Below are 20,460 nucleotides of genomic sequence, written 5' to 3' on the forward strand. Positions count from 1 at the left end.
GTTGATTTGACGCCAACTGGCCGCCGAATTCAAGGGACCTCGACTACACTGTCACGGCAGGTCTGCGCCCCGCTCAGCCATGGAACCAAGGAAGGAATGGTTATGCCGTCGAACCGTTTGCAGATAAGGCGCGCACTATGAACCCGAACGCAGGGCGGGCCAACCGTCGCATCCTGATCGTCGATGATGCCACGTCCATCCACCTGGACTTTCGCAAGATCCTGTGCGCCGACGCCGACGCCGAGCCCTCCCTGGATACCCTTGAGCAGACCCTGTTCGGCACAACGGCCGTTGCTCGCCAGGCGTTTATCCTCGATTCCGCCTACCAGGGCCAGGAGGCCTTGGATCTGGTGAGTCGGGCCCTGGCAACCAACACCCCCTACGCCATGGCGTTCATCGACATGCGCATGCCGCCCGGCTGGGACGGCCTGCAAACCATCGAGCAGTTGTGGAACGTCGATCCCAACCTGCAGATCGCCCTGTGCACCGCCTATTCCGACTATTCCTTTGAAGCGATCGAGGCGCGATTGAAGTACAACGACCAGTTGCTGATCCTGAAAAAGCCCTTCGACCACCTGGAAATCCGCCAGATGGCCAGCGCCCTGACCTGGAAATGGCAGCTCGCCCAGGATGCCGCCCTCAAGGTGATCGGGCTCGAACGCACGATTGAGGAGCGCGTGCAGGAGTTGCTGAAAGTCTCGCACCTGCTGCAATACGACGCGCTCACGGAGCTGCCCAACAGCACGCTGCTGGGCGACCGCCTGACCCAGGCCATTGCCCTGGGCCGGCGCCATGATACGCAACTGGCGGTGATGTTTATCGGGCTCGACCGCTTCAAGCGCATCAACAACGCCCTGGGTTATCCGGTGGGGGATGAGGTACTCCAGCAGGTCAGCCAAAGCCTGGTGGCGGCCGTGCGTGAGTCTGACTCGGTGTTTCGCTATGGTTCGGACGAGTTTGTGATCCTGCTCAATGATGTCCAGCATCCCCAGCAAACCCAGCACATCGCCCAGAAGGTGCTCCAGGCCATCAGCGTTACCCGGCATGTCGCGGGGCACGACCTGAGCGTTACCGCCAGCCTCGGCATCAGCATCTACCCGAATGACAGCAGCACTGCGGTGGAACTGATCAAGCACGCCGAAACCGCCATGCACACCACCAAGGAGCGTGGCCCGGACGACCTGAGTTTCTACACCGAAGACATGAACCTGCGCGCCCGGCATCAACAGAACCTGGAAAGCGCGATCCGCCAGGCCCTGGAGCACGATGAGTTTGCGCTGCACTACCAGCCCAAGCTGGACCTGAAAACCGGGCGGATCCTCGGCGCAGAGGCGCTGATCCGCTGGTTTCAACCGCGCTCGGGCTGGGTCCACCCGGCCGACTTCATTCCGGTGGCCGAAGACAGCGGGCTGATCGTCCCCTTGACCCAGTGGGTGCTGCGCCACGCCTGCGAACAGGCACAGGCCTGGCGCACCATGGGCCTGGCGCCGCTGCGCATCTCGGTGAACATCTCGGCCATCGACTTCCGCCAGCGGGAGTTTGTCGACAACCTGGCCGCCATCCTCAAGCAGACCGGCCTGCCGCCCAACCAGCTGGAGCTGGAAATCACCGAAAGCGTGCTGATGCAGAATGTCGACGAGACGGTCGATATCCTGAACCGGATCAAGGCCATGGGCGTGCGCCTGGCCCTGGATGATTTCGGCACCGGCTACTCCAGCCTCAGCTACCTGCGACGCTTTCCCATCGATGTGCTGAAGATCGACCAATCATTCGTGCGCGGGCTGCACGAAAATAGCCAGGACGCGCAACTGATCAGCGCTATCATCGGGATGGGCAAGAGCCTGGAGCTGAACATCATCGCCGAAGGGGTAGAGACCGTCGAACAGCTGAACTTCCTGAGAGCCCAGCACTGTGAAGAAGGCCAGGGCTTTCTGTTCAGCAAGGCCGTGCCTGCGAAGGATTTCGCCCAGTTGCTGCAGGTGGGCAGCCCCACACTGATGCCCGACCAATAGCCCTATGCCTGCAAGGAGTGCTCGCTTGAGCGACGTTTCAACCTACCATTTCGGCTCCATCCTCGCGTTGGGGCTGTGCCTGGGGACGACCGTGACGGCCGCGCCGCTGGACGAAGCGCTCAAACCCCTGCCGCCGGTGCCGCACCTCGATGCGGCCAAGGTCGAGCTGGGCCGCCAGCTGTTCAATGAGCCGCGCCTGTCAGTGAACAACACGCTGTCTTGCGCCAGTTGCCATCACCTCGAATCCGGGGGCGCCGACACCAGGCCCTTCTCCCTGGGTTTCGACGGCAAACCCGTGGAGATCAATACGCCGTCGGTCTTCAACGCCAGCCTGAACTTCAAACAGTTCTGGAATGGCCGCGTGGACACCCTGGAAGCGCAGGTCGAGCAAGTGGTCATCAGCCCGGTGGAAATGGGCAGCGACTGGAACACCGTGGTGCAGAACCTGACCGCCCTGCCCGCCTACCAGGCGGCGTTCAAGCAGGCCTACCCCGATGGCGTCACCGCCGCCAATGTGCAAAACGCCCTGGCCACCTATGAACGCACGCTGCTGACGCCCAACTCACGGTTTGACCAGTACCTGCTGGGCAACACGGACATCCTCACGATCCAGGAAAAGTACGGCTACCAGCGCTTCAAGGATTACGGTTGCATCGCCTGTCACCAGGGCATCAACATCGGCGGCAACATGTTCCAGAAATTCGGCGTGATGGGCGACTACTTCAAGGTCCGCGGCAACCCCGTCGAGTCGGACCTGGGGCGCTACCTGCTGACCAAGGATGAGGAAGACCGGCACGTGTTCAAGGTCCCCAGCCTGCGTAACGTCGCGGTCACGGCCCCGTATTTTCACGATGCCTCGGCCAAGACCCTGGAAGAAGCCGTCGACGTCATGTTCAAGTTCCAACTGGGGCGCAATCCTTCACAGGAGGATAAAGACCTGATCATCCAGTTTCTCAAGACCCTGACCGGCGAATGGAAAGGCAAGCCTTTATGAGCAGACCGTCATGACCCTTTCTCGCCGCCGCACCAGCCAGTTGGCCTTGGGATTGATCACCCTGTTGCTGGCCTCGACCCTGATTTTTCTGTACATCAAGTCGTCCAGCGACCAGTCGTCTTCCTACACCCACTCCCGGGACCTGATCCGGCAGTTGCAGCAACTCAATGCCCAGTGGGACAGCGAAGTCCTCAAGGCCAGGATCGCCATCACCCACAACTACGACCCCCTGGTGACGCCCCTGACGGAAATGACCCGGTTGTGGGCCGAGCTGGAAGCACGCGGCTCGTACCACAGCCCGCAAGACCTGCCCGCCTGGGAAGCCAGCCAGCAGGCTTATCAAGCGGCCATCCAGGAAAAGGCCCGGCGCGTCGACCAGTTCAAGTCCCATAACGCGGTATTGCGCAACTCCCTGGCTTTCCTGCCGACCGCCGAAGACGATATCCAGGCGCAGTTCAACCAGGTAAACGACGATACAAAACCGCAACTGCAAAGCGTGGCCACCGACACCTACGACTTGCTGCTCAGCAGCCTTGAATTCGCCCAGGTCACCAGCGACGAGCGCGCCGCCGACATTCTCGTCGGCCTGGGCAAGCTGGCCGTCAACCAGGAACTGCTGCCCAGCGAATTCCGCGGCCCGGTGGAGATCCTGAGCAATCACATCGAACTGATCCTGCGCGAGCAGCCGGTGGTGAACACGTTGCTCGAACAGATCGCCGCCATTCCGGTAGCCGAACGCCTGGATGACCTGACCACCCACCTCAACCAGGACCAACAGGCCCTCGACCTGGTCGAGCAGCAATACCACCGTTACCTGCTGGTGTTCTCCACACTGCTGGTGGCCCTGCTGCTGTTCCTGGCGGTTCGCCTGCTGCGTAGTTTCGCCGAGATCAACCGCGTCAACCGCGCCTTGCAGGCGGTGAACGAAACCCTGGAACAGCGTGTGGAACGACGTACCCGACAGCTCAAGGATGCCCAGAGCGAGCTGATGGACAGCGCGCGCCAGGCCGGCATGGCGGAGATCGCCACCAACGTGCTGCACAACGTCGGCAATGTGCTTAACAGCGTGAACATCTCCGCCGACCTGGTCACCCGCAAACTGCGCAGCAGCAAGGCAATGGGCCTGGGCAAGGCCATGCAGTTGATCAACGAACGCCAGGGCGACCTGGGCACTTTTATCACCGAGGATGAGAAGGGCAAGTTGCTGCCCGGCTACTTGAACCAATTGGTGGACGCCATTGCCGTCGAGCAGCAAGGCCTGATCGAGGAGCTGGGGCAACTGAGCAAGAGCGTGGACCATATCAAGGACATCGTCTCCACCCAACAATCCTATGCGGGCGCGTCCTCGATGAAGGAACCGGTGCAGATCAGCACCTTGATGGAAGACGCCCTGCGCATGAACGCGGGGGCACTGAGCCGGCACAATGTCACGGTGGTCAAGCACTATGGGCAGGTACCGGAAGTCCTCGGGGACAAACACCGCTTGCTGCTGATCATGGTCAACCTGATCAGCAACGCCAAGTACGCCATGTCCAACCTCACCGACCGGCCACGGCAGATGACCCTGACAGTCCAGTCGCTGGAGGGCAACAGGTTGCAGATCAGCGTGAAGGACGAAGGCGAAGGCATACCTGCCGAGAACATGACCCGGATATTTACCCACGGGTTTACCACCCGCAAGGAAGGTCACGGCTTCGGCCTGCACAGCTGCGCCCTGGCCGCCGTCGAAATGGACGGCCACCTCAGCGCCCACAGCGACGGGCCGGGCCTGGGCGCGCTATTCACCCTGACTATCCCCCTCATTCCTGCCGGAAGCCTCGTATGAACCAGCCTCCCAACCGGCGCATCCTGTTGATTGATGACACGCCGTCGATTCATGAGGATTTCCGCAAGATCCTGATGCCGCCCACTGAATCCAACCAGGAGCTGGATGACATGGAGTCGGCACTGTTCGGTGAAACCAGCAAACCCACGGCCCCCCCTTTCGACCTGCACTCGGCCTACGGCGGCGAAGAAGGCCTGCAGTTGCTCATCACCGCCATGGCGCACCAGCAGCCCTATGCCCTGGCGTTTGTCGACATGCGCATGCCCCAGGGCTGGGACGGCGCGAGGACCATAGAAGAGCTCTGGAAAGTCGCCCCCGACCTGCAAGTGGTGGTGTGCACTGCGTACTCGGACTATTCCTGGGAGGACCTGCTCGACCGCCTGCAAGGCCATGATCGCTTGCTGATCCTGAAAAAACCGTTCGATAACATCGAAGTCCAGCAGATGGCCAACACCCTGGCCAATAAATGGGACATGGCCCGTCGCGCCACCCTGCAAACCACTCATCTGGAACGGCTGGTGGAACAACGCACCCACGCGCTGCAGCTGGAAATCGAAGAGCGCAAGCACCTGGAAAGCCAACTGGTGCAGTCGGAAAAACTCGCCTCCCTGGGGCAACTCGCCGCGGGCGTGGCCCATGAGATCAATAACCCGGTAGGCTTTATCTCCTCCAACCTCAGCACCCTCGACGGCTACTTCAACCAGTTGCAACAGATGCTGGAGGCTTACCGGCAGGCCGAAGAAAGCCTCGCCACGGGTGAACAGCACGAGCAGCTCAAGGCCTTGCGCACCCGCCTGGAACTGGAGTTTCTACAGGAAGACATTCCGGTGTTGATCCGCGAGTCCAAGGAGGGCATCGGCCGCGTGGTGCAGATAGTCAAGGACCTGAAAAACTTCTCGCGGGTGGACAACGACCAGACCTGGCAATTCGCAAACCTGCAACAGGGCATCGATTCGACGCTGAACATCGTTGCCAGCGAACTCAAGTACAAGGCCGATGTGGTCAAGCACTACGCGCCGCTGCCAGAGATCGAATGCCTGGCCTCCCAGCTCAACCAGGTGGTGATGAACCTGGTGATCAATGCGGCGCAGGCCATGGGGCCGGAGCGCGGCATCATCACCATCAGCAACGGCGTGGAAGGCGAGAACGTGTGGCTGGAAGTGGCGGACAACGGCTGCGGGATTGCCCCCGAGGCGGTGCAGAAAATCTTCGACCCGTTTTTCACCACCAAGCCGGTAGGCGAAGGCACTGGCTTAGGGCTGTCACTCTCCTACGGCATCGTCAAGAAACACCATGGCGATATCTCTGTCAGCAGCGAACTGGGCAAGGGCACGAAGTTTCGCGTGGTATTGCCGATTCGGCAGACGGCGGCGTAGGACACGCCGCCGAATCATCCGCCCCTGCGCACCCTGTTATTTCTGACAGTAGACAGACCCTTTTCCCGACTCGAGACTCCACACAAGCAACACGGTTGCATGCCGGTGGCGTGCTGAACGTGAGGCCTGGACCCTCATCGTCGAAGGAAAGGACAGCATGTCTACGCGTCGCGAGTTCCTCACATACGCGTCACTGGGCGCCTTGCTCATGCCACTGGGCAGGGGCGCCCTGGCGGCCGATACAGCCGACCAGCCCAGCGCTTTTTCCTTCGAAGGCTTGATCGAACAGGCACAGGCCGATGCCTTGAAACCCTACACCTACCCCAGCACCGCATCGGCCGCGCTGCTGGCGCGACTCGACTACGCCGCCCATGGCCAGATCCGCTTCAAACCCGAGCACGCCCTGTTCGCCAAAGGCCCCGGCAAGTTCCCTGTGACATTCTTTCACTTGGGGTCGTTTTTTCGCACGCCCGTCAGGCTGTATGTGCTGGACAACGGCATCGCCCGCGAGATCGTCTACGACCCGGCGCACTTCGATATGCCGGGCGACAGCCCGGCCCGTGCCCTGCCCCGTAACAGCGGGTTCGCCGGTTTTCGTATCCAGGAAAGCCGTCTGGGCGACCAGGCCAGGCTGGCGTGGCAACAGAACGACTGGGTGGCCTTTCTTGGCGCGTCGTACTTCCGGGCCATCGGCGAGTTGTACCAGTACGGCCTGTCGGCACGGGCGATTGCCCTGGATGTGGCACAAGCCGGCAAGGCCGAAGAATTCCCCGACTTCACCCACATCTGGTTCGAGCCGCCAAAGAACCAGCACACAAACGCCATGACCCTCTACGCGCGGCTCGACGGCCCCAGTATCTGCGGCGCCTACCGTTTCGAGATCCACCGCACACAGGGCGTGGTCATGGACATCGACTGCACGTTTTTCCTGCGCAAGAACGTCAGCCGGCTGGGCATTGCGCCGCTGACCTCGATGTTCTGGTTCAGTGAAACCGCCAAGCGCACCGCCGCCGACTGGCGCCCCGAGGTCCACGACAGTGACGGCCTGGGGCTCTGGACCGGCAACGGAGAACGTATCTGGCGGCCCTTGAACAACCCGCCACGCACCCTGGTTTCGGCGTTCAGCGACCGGCAACCGAAGGGCTTCGGCCTGTTACAGCGCGACCGTAATTTCGACCACTACCTTGATGGGGTGAATTACCAACGGCGTCCCAGCCTGTGGGTCGAGCCATTGGGCGATTGGGGCGAAGGCAGCGTGCAACTGATGGAAAACGGCACCGACGACGAGATCCACGACAACATCGTCGCGATGTGGGTGCCCTCGGCCCCGGCGGAAGCGGGCAACCGCTATGCGCTGCGGTATCGCCTGCACTGGCTGGCCCGGGAGCCCTACGTTTCGCCACTGGCGGTGTGCGTGGCCACTCGCCTGGGCAAAGGCGGCTCACCGGGTGAGCCGCGCCCGCTGGGGGTACGTAAATTCGTGGTGGAATTCCAGGGCGCCCCATTGGAAAAACTCGCACCGGGGGTCAAGCCCGAGGCCGTGATCAGTTGCTCCAGGGGCGCCCTCAGCCGGGTCTTTACCGAAGCGGTGCCGGACGGCGTCGCCGGCCATTGGCGAGCACAGTTCGACCTGAACGTCGACGGCAAGGAGCCGGTGGAATTGCGCCTGTTCCTGCGCCTGGACGGCCAGCCGCTGTCAGAGACCTGGCTGTATCAGTACCATCCCTTCCATTCGGAATCGACGGCAATCGGTACCCCTTCAACGGCCGACACCGGCAATAGTCCATGAGGCTCGGCGGCCAATGGGCGCTGTTCTGCGTGGTGTTCAGTGTCAGCGGCAACGCTCTCCACGCCGGCGAGCAGGACCCCGTAGAGGCCTTGTTGCAGCAGATGACGCTGGAAGAAAAAGTCGGCCAACTCAGCCAGCTCGGCGTCCAGGACACACCTACCGGCCCGGTCATTGACCAAGGCGAGCTGGCGCAACTGCCCATGAACACCGTGGGCTCGGTCCTTGGCGCCTACGGCGTCGAACAGACCCGCCGGTTGCAGGAACACGTCGTCACCCGTTCTCGCCTGCCTATACCGTTGTTGTTTGCCTTTGATGTGATCCACGGGTTTCGCACTGTATTTCCCGTGCCGTTGGCGCAAGCCGCTGCCTGGGACCCTGACCTGGCACAACGGACCGCTCGCGCGGCGGCCGTTGAAGCGACGGCCAGCGGCATACACTGGACCTTCGCGCCCATGGTCGACATTGCCCGCGACCCGCGCTGGGGCCGTGTGGTGGAAGGCACCGGCGAAGATCCGTTCCTGGGCGCAGCGCTGGCCAGCGCCAAGGTGCGGGGGTTCCACGGCGCCGGGCCTGCCGACCCGTCATATATGCTGGCGACCGCGAAACACTTCGTGACCTACGGCGCGGCCGAAGGCGGGCGCGACTACAACGTCGCCGACGTGTCGGAACGCACGTTGCGGGAAGTGTACTTGCCGCCTTTCCAGGCGGCCGTGGCGGCTGGCGTCGATGGGATCATGCCCTCGTTCAACGAACTGGCCGGGACGCCCCTGCACAGCAACACCGCGCTGTTGACCGGTGTGCTGCGCAATCAGTGGCGGTTCCGTGGCCTCATTGTCAGTGACTTCAACGCCATTTGGGAGCTGAGCCAGCACGGCATCGCCGGCGGTCCGGCCGACCGGGCACGGCTGGCGTTCGACGCCGGGGTGGACATCGACATGGTCAGCCAGACGTACCGCCAATACCTGCCCACCCTGGTGCGCACTGGCCAGGTTCCCCTGACCGCCGTGGATAATGCGGTGCGCCGTGTACTCCAGGCCAAGCAGCGCCTGGGACTGCTTGACGATCCCTACCGCTACAGCGACGAGGCGCGGCAACGGGCCAATGTCCTGACACCGCAGCACCGGGCACTGGCACGCGAGGCCGCGCAAAAGTCCATCGTATTGTTGAAAAACACCGACGCCCTGCTGCCGCTGTCCAAGCACCTGCGCAACGTGCTGGTGGTCGGCAGCCTGGCCACGGACGCCGAGGCCACGATCGGCCCCTGGGCCTTGGCGGCTCATCCCGAAGATTCGATCACGGTCTTGCAGGGCATACGCCGCGCCGTCGCCCCTGGCACCGAGGTGGTTTACCTGCCCGGCGCTTCGCCCATCAGCACCGAGACGCAGAACCTCAACGAGGTCCGGCAGGCCGCCCGCCGCGCCGAGGTAGTGATCGCCGTGCTCGGCGAGCGCGCCGATCAGAGCGGCGAAGCCCGCAGTCGCGCGGACCTCGACCTGCCGGGTGCCCAGGAGGCGCTGTTGCGTGCCCTGCTGGACAGCGGCAAACCCGTGGTCATCCTGTTGATGAATGGCCGCCCGCTGGTGCTCTCGCAAAACGTGCGCCAGGCGCCGGCGCTGCTGGAAACCTGGTTCCTGGGCAGTGAGATGGGCCATGCCGTGGCCGATATCCTGTTTGGTGACGTCAACCCCAGCGGCAAACTGCCGATCACGTTCCCGCGCAACGTGGGGCAGATCCCCCTCTACTACGCGCACAAAAGCACCGGGCGTCCGCCCAGCGGCGATGAAAGGTATACCTCCGGCTACATCGATGAACACTGGACGCCGCTGTATCCCTTCGGCTTCGGCCTGAGCTATACCTCGTTCAGTTACTCCGCACCGCGGCTCAGCACACAGCGGCTGGCGTCCACCCAAGTGCTGAGCGTGGCGGTCACCGTCACCAATACCGGAGCGCGCCCAGGCGAAGAAATCGTGCAGTTATACCTGCGCGATGATGTCGCCAGCGTGACCCGCCCGGTTCGCCAACTACGCGGTTTCCGCAAAGTGCAGCTGGCGCCCGGCGAGGCGCGGGAGCTGACCTTCACCCTTGACCAGGCGGACTTTGCCCTGCTGGACAGCAACTTTTCGCCGGTGATTGAGGCCGGCACGTTCACCGTCTTCGTCGGGGCAGATTCGACCACCGAAAACCAGGCCCGGTTTGAACTGACCGATAGCCGCGCCTTGTCTATTTCGGGCCAGTCCGTCCCATCACCGGGATCAAACTGAGTACACCTGCAGGTTGTCTGGCGTTTCGTTACTGGCGCAGAATGCCGGATCGACCTGAGAGTCCGAACCCAAGGAAACCGTATGAGCCTGTCCTTGCTAAGCCGCTACGCCTTCTTTGCCGTGTGCGTCATGTTCACCCTCGCCAGCCTGCCCTTTATCCAACACGAATGGCTGTGGCCCATCACCCTGGTCACCGGCGTGTTGAGCCTGATCGGTATTTTCGACCTGTTGCAAAGCCCCCACGCGGTGCGCCGCAACTACCCGATCCTGGGCAATATCCGTTACCTGGTGGAAGCTATCCGCCCGGAAATCCGCCAGTACCTGCTGGAGTCCGACAGCGACGCCCTGCCCTTCTCGCGCTCGCAACGATCCCTGGTGTACTCGCGAGCCAAGAACGAAACCGCCGACAAACCCTTCGGCACCCTGATCGATGTGTACCAGCTGGGTTTCGAATTTATCGGCCACTCCATGCGCCCCGCGCCCCTGAGCGACCCCAGCGCCTTTCGCGTGATGGTCGGCGGCCCGCAATGCACCCAGCCGTATTCGGCGTCGGTGTTCAATATCTCGGCGATGAGCTTTGGCTCGTTGAGCGCCAATGCGATCCGCGCGCTCAACCAAGGCGCCAAGCTTGGCAATTTTGCCCATGACACCGGCGAAGGCAGCATCAGCCCCTATCACCGTGAAAACGGCGGCGACCTGACCTGGGAATTGGGCAGCGGCTACTTCGGCTGCCGCACCAGCGACGGCCGCTTCGACCCGGAGCGCTTCGCCGCGCAGGCGCAGAACCCGCAGGTGCGCATGATCGAAATCAAGATGAGCCAGGGCGCCAAACCCGGCCACGGCGGCATCCTGCCCAAGCACAAGGTGACTGAAGAGATCGCCGAAACCCGCGGCATCCTGATGGGCGAAGACTGCATCTCGCCGTCACGTCACAGCGCGTTCTCTACCCCCATCGAGTTGATGCAATTCATCGCCCAATTGCGTGAACTGTCCGGCGGCAAGCCGGTGGGCTTCAAGTTCTGCCTGGGCCACCCGTGGGAGTTCATGGGCATTGCCAAGGCCATGCTCGAAACCGGCATCCTCCCGGACTTTATCGTCGTCGACGGCAAGGAAGGCGGCACCGGCGCCGCGCCCGTGGAGTTCACCGACCATATCGGCGTGCCGCTGCGCGAAGGCCTGCTGTTCGTGCACAACACCCTGGTAGGCCTGAACCTGCGCGACAAGATCAAGCTGGGGGCCAGTGGCAAGATCGTCAGCGCCTTCGATATCGCCAGCGTGTTGGCCATCGGCGCCGACTGGGCCAACTCGGCGCGCGGCTTCATGTTCGCCATCGGTTGCATCCAGTCCCAAAGCTGCCACACCAATAAGTGCCCGACCGGCGTCGCCACCCAAGACCCATTGCGCCAACGTGCACTGGTGGTGCCGGACAAGGCCCAGCGGGTGTTCAACTTCCACCGCAACACCCTCAAGGCCCTGGCCGAAATGCTCGCGGCGGCAGGCCTGGATCATCCGTCGCAGCTGTCGGCCAAGCATCTGGTACGACGCATGTCGGCCACCGAGATCAAGCTGTTCTCGCAGTTGCATGTGTTCCTCAAGCCTGGCGAGTTGCTCACCGGCGAAGTGAATGGCGAGTTCTATTCGCGCATGTGGCAGATGGCGCGGGCGGACAGTTTTGAGCCCCATGAAGTCGCCGCTGCTTAAGGACCCAGATCGTGTTGAAAGTCATCGCCGAAGATTTCATCAAACCCGAATACCTCGACACCGTACGTCCCTGGTACGCCGAACTGGTGGAAAAAACCCGCCAGGAACCGCTGTGCATCGCCTACGATCTGTTTGTCGATCAGAAAGACCCAGGGCACTTCATTTTCATCGAGCAATGGCCCGACCAGGCCGCGCTCGACACCCATTGCCAGACCGAACACTTCACCCGGCTGGTGCCGCAGATCAATGAGCACCAGGCCAAGCCGTGCAAAGTGCTGCTGATGGATGCGTTCTGACCCACCTCTTCCCCGCTGAACCGGACCACCGACGGCATCGTAGAAACAAGGAGATTCACATGCCGTTACTGGACTTCGCTGCACTCGCCGGGCAACTGCCTGACAGCTGGAAATCGATACGCCTGGGCCAGGTCGGCCCGGCGCGGATCAAGGTGTTGCGCATGGATGAGCAGGCTTACGAAGAAGAGGTGCACGACTACAACGAAGGGCTACTGGTGATCAGCGGCCATTTGCGCCTGAGCATCGCTGATGAAGAGATCCACGTAGAGACCGGCCAGATGTACCTCGTGGAAGCAGGCACCGCTCATGCCGTACTTCCAGGTAGCCAGGGCACCCTGGTGATCATTGACGCCTAGAGACATTCAGTAATACCCAACCTTTGCAATTGCTTACAAATACCGCCAACCTGCGCCCGCCCGACGTGCGGCGTACGACAACCTGCGCGCTCGCCGGTCATTACTAAACCTTTTGTTCAAGAGCCCGCTGCCATGCTGAACGGACGCGACCCGCGCATCGATTTTTTTCGGGGCCTGGCGTTGATCTTCATTTTCTGGGATCACGTCCCCCACAACCCCCTCGGCCAGATCACCCTGCGCAACTTCGGCTTCAGCGATGCTGCGGAAGTCTTTGTGTTTCTGGCCGGCTACGCCTCGGTACTGGCCTACAGCAAGGTCTTGCAACGCGAAGGCTACTGGATGGCCTGCCTGAAGATCCTGCGCCGCGCCTGGGTGCTGTACGTGGTGCATATCTTTTTGCTGGCGATGCTGATGGGCATCGTGTTCTTCGCCAACAGCAAGGTGGAAACCCGCGACCTCGTCCAGGAAATGGGCCTGACGCACTTCATCACCAACCCGCAACAAGCCTTGACCGACGAGTTGCTGCTGCGCTTCAAGCCCAACCTGATGGACCCGCTGCCGTTGTATATCGTGCTGCTGGCGGGGTTGCCGCTGGTGTTGCCGCTGCTGCTGCGCCACACCTGGCTGGTGGTGGCCGCGTCGGCGACGGTGTATCTGCTGGCGCCGTGGATGGGCTGGAACCTGCGGGCGATTGCCGACGGCGTGTGGTACTTCAACCCGGTGACCTGGCAGTTCCTGTTTATCCTCGGTGGCGCGGCGGCGCTGCAGGCCAGTCAGGCGCGCCCGCCGGAACAGCGCCCGCTCAAGCGCCAGCCGTTGTTCATGGCGGCGGCGGTGTACACCGTGGTGGCGTGTGTGCTGACCCTGTCATGGCGCTGGCCCGAGGTGCATGACGCGCTGATGCCGTCGTGGCTCAGCGACCTGATCTACCCCATCAGCAAGACCGACCTGTCGCCGCTGCGCCTGCTGCACTTCCTGGCCCTGGCCTATGTCACCGCCAAGCTGTTGCCGGGTCGCGGCTGGACGCAAACCTGGTGGGCGCAACAAAGCTGTCGCATGGGCCGCTACTCCCTGGAGGTGTTCTGCCTCGGCGTGCTGCTGGCGCCGCTGGCGGACATGCTCAACGCCCAGGTCGAGGATGCCTGGCCGATGCAGGTTTTCAGCGCGTTGCTGGGCCTGGCGCTGATGGCCGGGCTGGCGGCGTGGCTGGAGTTCAACAAGCGCCTGGACCTGGCGCTGCGCGGCGAGGCGCCGGCCCTTAAATAGATAGCCCCAGCGCCGGCATGCGCGGTGCTTCCATCTGCCCTCCACTTATCGTGAAAGGTAGAGCGCATGCCGACTCAACAATTACTCAACGGCCTGTCCGGCAATCTGCAATCGAGTATCTCCTGGACCCAGCAACAGGCACTGGAGCTGATCCAGCGCAACGTGATCCAAGCCTTGGATGGCCTGGACGACGAGGAAAAGCGACGTTTCGTAAACCTGCAACGCCAGGCCCTCGCGGCCTTGACGGCAGTCGAGACCGAGAAAGAACGGGTCGTAAGTGCCTTCAAGACCAAGGGCCTGGCGCAATTGCGCGACAGGATCGGCGGGCGCGACCCGGAACAGTACCGCTTCGAAACCACCTACCTGGAAAAAGTGGAACAACCCTTGCCATGGGAGCGGCGAACCGGCAGCCACATCCGAGTGCCGCGTCGTTCGGATATGGACCTGCGCCATATCGAACACGTCAAGAGCCTGTCGCTGTGGGAGGCAGCCTGCGTGAACTTCGGCTTCACCGCGTACGCTCGCACGGATTCCGGCTATACCCTGATTGATGCCAGCCGCGTGGTCGGTCCCGACGGCGACCGAAGCCTGAGTGCCCGCGAGTTCATCGGCATCGCCCGCGAGCTGGACCTGGGTCACCAACTGCACGTTACGATCCGAGCCACGCTGGGCGAGCATGGCACGCTGCGTCAATTGATGAATGACGCCGCGCAGGCCCTGCTGCAGTTCGATGTATTAGACGCCTGGCGCAACCGCGCCCACAACGGTTTGACCCGCACGATGTATGAGCGCCTCAGGGCATCGATCGACGGCAGCGGGACGCAGCTGTCGATCGAGAGCCTGAGCCTGACCTCAGGCGTCACGCCCATTGTCTCCGTGCCGTTCGTGGCGTGGGAGAGTTACATTCCCGTGCCCTTGATGCTGATCAAGATTGCCAGCCTCGGGGTGCTGTCCTATTTTCCTTTCCGCCCTGGCGGCGCGTTTCGCTACCACGACGATGCCCGCTCGGCAGAAGCCGACTTTCGCCAGCAACTGCTGGACAGTCACCAGCAAGGCGACCTCGGCTGGTTTTCCCGGCAGTTGCCCTTGGTGGGCTTGTCGGCCTTCCAGTCATTGCTGACCCAGGAAAAACGCCCCGAGGGCATGAACTGGCTGGCGGGCACACTGTACGACGGGTTTCACAACGCCTTCCCGGAACGCACACTCAACGATATCCGCTTCGCCACCGACCCGCATGCCGGCCCCGCCGAGACATTGCGCCAAGCCCTGGCATATCGTCAGTTGCAGCGTTGCCAGGCCGACATGGACACCCTCGCCAGCAGCCGCTCCGAAGCCGATTGGCAAGCCGTCAAGGATGCCGCCGCCGCCATTGCATCCGAAGTCCTGCAACTGCTGCTGACCCCCCTGCCCGGTGGCGTCACGGGCATGAACCGAATCATGCAACTGGCGGTGCTGGGCAGCATGACCTACAGCGTCAGCGTCGGCCTGAATGAAGCCGCCAAGGGCGACGCCAGCGGCTTTGCCTCGACCCTGACCGACGTCGCCGACCTGGCAATCAGCGGACGCCTGATCAATGTCGCGGGTAAAGCCCATCGCCAACGCATGCTCGAACACCTGCAACGGCTGGGCAACCCCCGCAAGGTCACGCGCCCCGACGGCGTGGATGAACTGTGGAAGGCCGACCCAGGCCCTTATGCCCATGATCGGCAATACCTACTGGATGGCAAAAGCGCCGATGCCCTGGGCGTGTTCACCGTACACGGCAAGCAATACGTCAAGCTGCATCATGAAGGTCAGACCCTGGTAGCCGAAGTGAGCCACGACGTGCCGGGCCTGCGCTACGTGCTCAAGAATGGTCGCAGCAGCTACAAGCCACCCATTGTGTTCGAGCCCGCGCTGCAGGCCTGGACCTTCGACCTGCACAACGCTCATACCCTCTCGGATATCCAATTGCTGCAACGGATGCTGCCCAACGGTTCGTCGGTCATCCATCAGCTCGACCTGGAACGCATGCTGCGCAGCACCGCAACCACCCGCACCACCCTGGATCGGGTCTGGCGTGGCGAACCGGCACCGTTGAACCTGATCGAGGGCGTACGGCGCCTGCAGGCTGACCAGGTGATCCAGCAGATCATCGAACGTTTCCCTGAGCCCGGTTACCTGCCGCCCTACGGTGACAGCCTGGTGCTGTGCCTGCTGACCCAACTGCCGGACTGGCCCGCCAGCCTGCTGCTGAGCATCAGCGACCCGCAACGCAGCGTGATCGAAACCTTCGGCAACCTCGAGCACACGGTGGCCGAGTCAAAGACCCTGACCCTCATCCGCAGTGAAGACAGTGGCTACCAGGTCGAAGGGGATCGTGGCCAGCCGCCCTATCGGGCCGAGCCGCTGTTGAGCCTGATCATCAGCCTGCAACCGGCCCACTCACGGCTGGGCCTGGCGGATCAGGCCGACGCCTCGCCCGAACAGCGGATCATGAGCGTTCGCCGGGACGTGGCCGCGCTGGCGAGCCGTGAGCGGATGGCGTTGTTCGCGGCAATCTTCAGCTATGCCGGGTATGAAAAAAGTGAACCACTCCCGCCCATCAATGCCCGACGCTTCTTGCCCATCCAGGCATCGGCCCCGCTGGTGGCGGTCACGCCGCTGCTCAAGAAACTGCGCGACCTCAATCGCCCCTTGTCCCCAGCCCTGCTGGAACGCCTGCTGCAGCAGCACCCTCTGACACCGCGCCAACAGCAGGCCTACTTGCAGGAGGGGGCGCTGCCCAGCCACTTTCATGAAGAACTGGAAAACCACCGCATCGCCCTGCGTATCGACGCGGCAATCGACGGGCTTTATCACCCAAGGCCCTACAACACTGACGCCGACCAATGGGCCAGGGAGTTCGCATCGGCGCTGGTACGCCATCGGCTCAAGCGCGACTTCGTGATCACAGAAGTGCATGCCGGAGCCATCGCCACCCCCTATCGCTCCAGCGGCCCAGACGACCGAACCGTAGAGCTGCGGCACTCAGGCGACGGCGCCTATGAGGCCTACGACATGCGCAATGCCGGCACGATTGCCGTGTCCCCGGTCGTCGACAGTTTCTACCTGGCCATCGGCTCGGTACTGCAACCCCACGAGCACCAGGCGCTGGGCATGCACAGTGCGACCGATGCGCTGGGCCTGCGCCACACCCTGGGCGACTACATGAGCAGCCAACGTACCCCCGAAGGTTTTGTGAGCCTGGTCAACGGGTCACTGGCGCAGTACGAACACACATTGCCCTTGCCGCCCGCCCTGCAACCGGATGCCCAAGGTATTTTCCCCCTGGAAGGCCGCCACTACCTGCCGTTGTTCGGTTCTCTGTACCGCATCATCTATGACAAGCGCAGCTTTAAATGGCGGCTCAAGCACCCGCAGAAGGTCGGCGTCGACACCCCGACCCTGGAGCACAACGGTCACGGTGCCTGGCGCCTGTCCAGCGAGAACCCGATGAGCTGGGACGACCATAGCCTGCTCTATCGCCTGGGGGGCAATCACCACAGCTTCACCCAGGACATGTCCAAAAACATCCTCGCCCTGACCGACACCCCTGCCCACCTATTGCGCCAGGTTCACCGCTGCGGCCGTGCAGCGCCGCCATTGCTGGTCGACACCTGCAAACGCTTCAGGATCGACCAGGAAATCGACCAGTTCATCGACGCGATGTACGAAACCCCCATCGCCTCCAACGCCCGACCGGACTTGCAATTACTGGTGCTCTCCAGCCTGCCGGAATGGCCCGACAGCCACGTACTGCAAATTGTCGATGACAACCACCAGGTCACCCATCAATACCCGCAACGCAGCAGCCCGGACGACCTGACGGTGAAGATCACCGAATCCGACTTCAAAAACGCCAGGCTGCTGGAAAACATTATCACCCACGATGACGTGACCCTTGCCCTGCTCGGTGAATTGCCGACGACTCACGAGCAGCGCCTGTTCCAGCTGATCACTCGGATCGTCGACTACACCGACCGGGAAAAGGCGCAGATCCTGAGCTCGTTGTACCAACGCAGCGAGTCCGGGGGCAGCGAGTCGGTGCGACGGTTCAAGGCCAAGCATCCCGATCTGCCAACCAGTTCCGTCACGGCGATTCTTGGCCACGCCTCGCCACGCGAACTCAAGCAACTGCATGAAAACAACCAATTGAGCCTGCGACTCGCGGAACAGGCGCGCTTGAGTAGCCACGACCTGCGACTGAACCGCGCCTATGAGGGCTTGCATGTGTCTGCCTGCGCCAATGCCGACAGCGACCGGATTACCCTGCATCTGCTCAAGCTCCTGCCCACCTGGCCGAGGCATGTGCGCATCGATATTCGCGAACGCGACGAACAGGGGCGCCTGCTCAAAACGGCCGGTCATTTGGTAGGCACCTCGCGCAAGACCGTGGCCAAGACCCATCGTGGCTATCAGGCTTATGACGCCAACAGCGTGCCCCTTGGCCAACCTTCGAACGACTTGCTGAGGGTGATTCTCAGCACCTTGTCGGCGAGCGAGCAAACGGTCCTGGGCGTTACCGATGAAACCGGCATCACCGAACTGCGCCAGCAACTCGCCGATATCGCCCTGTCCCGCCGCGTAGAGATCAAGGGCCTGCTGGATATCCCGCACCTGCAACCCTGGATGCAACCGGCGATGGGCCTGGAGCGTTCGTTCCTGGTGTACCCGCTCTGGTCACGTTTCTGGCCGTTCAACGGCCCCAGGCCGCCGGACCTGGTGGCCAAGGTCCAAGAGATTTATCCGCGTTTCACCCGCGACGACGCGCGCCAATTGATCCAGTCGCTGAACCTCACTGAGCCGGCGGTGTTGATTGAGCTCGAACGTCGCAAGGCCGAGTACCAGGCCATGGACCTGGAGTTGCGGCGCTGGAGCGAAACCGTGCTGGATGAAGACAACGTGATCGACGACCCCATCGGGCAGCGCCAGGCCCGGCGCCGCTACATTGCCGAGCAATTGCGCCAGGCATGGCGGCGGGACAACAGGGCGGTCTACATCGCCGGGCTGTTCCACGTGTACTCCCTGGAGTTGCAACTGGACGATGGTGGCCTGCCACCCGCCTCGTTCATCACAGGTACCAGCGGTTTCAGCCATATTGAACACCTGCGGATTTCCGGCAATGCCTTCCCGTCTTCGGCGGTTGAATTCCTCGCTAAATTCAACCAGCTCAAGGCATTGCACCTCGATTGCCGGATGACCGAACTGCCCAGTGCAATCACGGACATGACCTCGCTCACCTACCTGGACCTGAACGACAACGACATCCGCTTGACCGAAGAGGCGGTACAACGCCTGGCAACGATGGTCAACTTGCGCAACGTGGACTTCAGCGACAACCCGGACCTGGCACTCGCCCCGGATGTCAGTCAAATGACCCAACTGCGCATCCTGCACCTGGGTAACACCGGCATCACGCAATGGCCCCGTGGCGCCAGTGCGCTGCCGTACCTGATGGAGTTGCACCTGCAGGAAAACCAGATCTCCACCATTCCAGAAGAGGTCTTCACCAACCCCTGGCTGCAAGCCGCCAATCGCAACACGCTCCTGCATGAAAACCCGCTGTCGGCACCGACCCTGGCGAGTATCGAAGCGTACCGGCTGGATACCGGTATTCGCCTGGGTGGCCAACTGCGTACGCCTCGGCATACGGCTGTGGCCGTCGACGACCTCAGCCAATGGCTGATGGGCGTGCCGCTCCAGGATGTACCGGCACGCAGAGCGCTGTGGGAGGGTTTGAAAACCAATGAGACGGCGAGTGCCGATGATGTGTTCCGGGTCTTGCAGGACCTGACGCGGACCTACGCCTACATCCACGGCGACACCCCAAGGAGAGCATTGACCCACAGAGTCTGGACCTTACTGAGCGCCATGGGCGAGTCGAGGCAACTGCGCGACACGGTATGCCTCAACACCTACGGCTCAGGCGACTGCGGCGACAGTGTGCTGCTGGCGTTCACCAACATGGAGTTGCATCACCGTATCCACCAGGCCAAGCAGCAACCCCGCAGTTACATGGCCGACAGGGCCTTGCTGGCGCTGGCCAAGAGTTGCTTCTACCTCAATCAGCTGGATCACTTTGCCGATCAGTTCATTCTTGAGCGTGAACGGGCCAACCTGACGGTCGACCCAGCCGAGGTAACGGTGTACCTGCGCGAAAAACTGGCCCGTGAGTTCGACCTGCCGTTTTATCCGCTGGAACTGCTGTACACCGTGAATGACTACGTCACGGACGAGGTGGTCAACACTGCGCGCAACACCCTGCTCCGGCTTGGCGAGTCGCCCGCCTTGCAGGAGTGGATCTTGATGAGCGAATTCTGGATCGAATATTTGGCAAGTAGCGAGCCGGAGCCGTTTCTGACCATCAAGGACACCATGAGCTACAAAGTCAGCGTGCTCGAGCAGCAACTGCCGGACAAGCGTTCGGATGCGTACCTGGAGCGCCGCCAGTCACTGGCCGAGGAAGAACGAAGTGAACATAACCGCCTGGTGCGGCAACTGACAGAAGGCACCCAACTGACCCTGCAACACGTCTGACCTGTGGCCTGCCTGTCGCAAGGGGC

General features: G+C 62.3%; 11 protein-coding genes. All 11 read left to right on the top strand.

Annotated elements, in window-relative coordinates; all coding sequences use genetic code 11:
* Positions 1-137 precede the first annotated feature (137 nt).
* The 11 genes from Q8X51_RS03700 (at position 138) to Q8X51_RS03750 (ending at position 20,434) form a co-directional block, all read left to right on the top strand.
* Positions 138-2,012 (top strand): putative bifunctional diguanylate cyclase/phosphodiesterase, encoded by a 1,875-nt coding sequence (locus Q8X51_RS03700; protein ID WP_407693190.1) that lies wholly within the window; start codon positions 138-140, stop codon positions 2,010-2,012.
* A gap of 25 nt (positions 2,013-2,037) precedes the next feature.
* The gene (locus Q8X51_RS03705) at positions 2,038-3,006 is read left to right on the top strand and encodes a cytochrome-c peroxidase (RefSeq protein ID WP_065948876.1); all 969 of its coding nucleotides are present in this window, start codon (positions 2,038-2,040) and stop codon (positions 3,004-3,006) included.
* Between the two features lie 10 nt (positions 3,007-3,016).
* A complete protein-coding gene (locus tag Q8X51_RS03710; RefSeq protein WP_407693189.1) occupies positions 3,017-4,831 on the top strand; it encodes a DAHL domain-containing protein in 1,815 nt (604 codons plus the stop codon).
* Positions 4,828-6,207: an ATP-binding protein gene (locus Q8X51_RS03715; protein ID WP_065926549.1), complete on the top strand. Its 1,380-nt coding sequence runs from the start codon at positions 4,828-4,830 to the stop codon at positions 6,205-6,207. Before Q8X51_RS03710 ends, Q8X51_RS03715 begins: the two co-directional genes overlap by 4 nt.
* A gap of 208 nt (positions 6,208-6,415) precedes the next feature.
* On the top strand, positions 6,416-7,996 hold the full coding sequence (locus tag Q8X51_RS03720; RefSeq protein ID WP_407693365.1) for a glucan biosynthesis protein: 1,581 nt from the start codon (positions 6,416-6,418) through the stop codon (positions 7,994-7,996).
* On the top strand, positions 7,993-10,257 hold the full coding sequence (bglX, locus tag Q8X51_RS03725) for a beta-glucosidase BglX (RefSeq protein ID WP_407693188.1): 2,265 nt from the start codon (positions 7,993-7,995) through the stop codon (positions 10,255-10,257). The genes Q8X51_RS03720 and bglX overlap by 4 nt, the downstream gene beginning before the upstream one ends.
* 81 nt (positions 10,258-10,338) lie before the next feature.
* On the top strand, positions 10,339-11,958 hold the full coding sequence (locus Q8X51_RS03730) for an FMN-binding glutamate synthase family protein (protein WP_407693187.1): 1,620 nt from the start codon (positions 10,339-10,341) through the stop codon (positions 11,956-11,958).
* An 11-nt stretch (positions 11,959-11,969) separates the two neighbouring features.
* Positions 11,970-12,254, top strand: a complete 285-nt coding sequence (locus Q8X51_RS03735; protein ID WP_065926552.1) for a putative quinol monooxygenase — start codon at positions 11,970-11,972, stop codon at positions 12,252-12,254.
* A gap of 59 nt (positions 12,255-12,313) precedes the next feature.
* Complete coding sequence (locus Q8X51_RS03740) at positions 12,314-12,610, top strand: cupin domain-containing protein (protein ID WP_065926553.1); 297 nt, start codon at positions 12,314-12,316, stop codon at positions 12,608-12,610.
* Between the two features lie 132 nt (positions 12,611-12,742).
* Positions 12,743-13,876 carry an OpgC family protein gene (locus tag Q8X51_RS03745; protein WP_065948881.1) on the top strand — a complete coding sequence of 378 codons (1,134 nt, stop codon included), beginning with the start codon at positions 12,743-12,745 and terminating at the stop codon, positions 13,874-13,876.
* 66 nt (positions 13,877-13,942) lie between these two features.
* The gene (locus Q8X51_RS03750; protein ID WP_407693186.1) at positions 13,943-20,434 is read left to right on the top strand and encodes an NEL-type E3 ubiquitin ligase domain-containing protein; all 6,492 of its coding nucleotides are present in this window, start codon (positions 13,943-13,945) and stop codon (positions 20,432-20,434) included.
* Positions 20,435-20,460: the final 26 nt, after the last annotated feature.

It is taken from the genome of Pseudomonas sp. Yb2C2, from assembly GCF_052112325.1.
Taxonomy (GTDB): Bacteria; Pseudomonadota; Gammaproteobacteria; order Pseudomonadales; family Pseudomonadaceae; genus Aquipseudomonas; species Aquipseudomonas marginalis.